At 68.7% G+C, this 897-nt stretch carries 1 pseudogene; it reads left to right on the plus strand.

Features of this window, described 5'->3' with window-relative positions:
- Positions 1 to 109: 109 nt before the first annotated feature.
- Positions 110 to 878 (plus strand): annotated as a pseudogene (locus tag AC3ET3_RS36100) (transposase family protein).
- Positions 879 to 897: the final 19 nt, after the last annotated feature.

Raw genomic sequence — 897 nt, forward strand, 5'->3', positions numbered from 1 at the left:
GAGCCCTTTCCAACCTCATCGTGCAGTCGGGTAGTTGGGCTGACAACATGGTGAAGCCCCTGGTAGATGGGCTTTCGATCAAGAGAACCGTCTCCACCAGAGGCTTCACGTGCTTGTCTACCCGTCGGGCGTTGACGTGTCCAGCTCTGCCCTCCGCTTCCTCACGCAGCAGTTGCGGCGGCATCGCCGTGCGATCGGCTCCCGCTGGCGGCGCCTGAGTGCCGGCCGCCAGGCCCTGCTCACACTCGCCCACCTGCGGGTGGGGCACACCTATGCGCAGTTGGCGGCCGGGTTCTGAGTGGGCACCACGACGGCCTACCGCTACGTCACCGAGGCCGTCGAACTCCTGGCCGCTCTCGCCCTGGGCCGGCCTGACCGACGCGGTGCGGACCGCGTCGTCGAAGGCGTACCTGATCCTGGACGGCACCCTCCTGCCCATCGACCGCATCGCCGCGGACCGCCCGTTCTTCTCCGGCAAGCGCAAGAGGCACGGGATGAACGTGCAGGTCCTCGCCGACCCCTTCGGTCGGTTGCTGTGGGCCTCACCGGCCCTGCCCGGCGCCGTCCACGACATCCGCGCGGCCCGTGAACACGGCATCCTCGACGCTCTCGCCGACGCCGCTATCCCGTGCTGGGCGGACAAGGCATACCGGGGCGCCGGCGGCACGGTCCGCACCCCGTACTGGGGCCGGTGGGAGACCCTCTCCACCAGCCAGAAGGCGGTGAACCGGTCCCACGCGAAGATCCGCGCCCTCGGCGAACAGGCCGTCGCCACCCTCAAGTCCTGGCGGCTGCTGCGCAAGCTGCGGTGCTCGACCACCCGGATCACCAAACTCGTCCAGGCCGTCCTCGCCCTTCATCTGACCAGCTCAGAGTGAGGATGGAAAACGCTCACTG

It is taken from the genome of Streptomyces sp. bgisy159 (genome assembly GCF_057707805.1).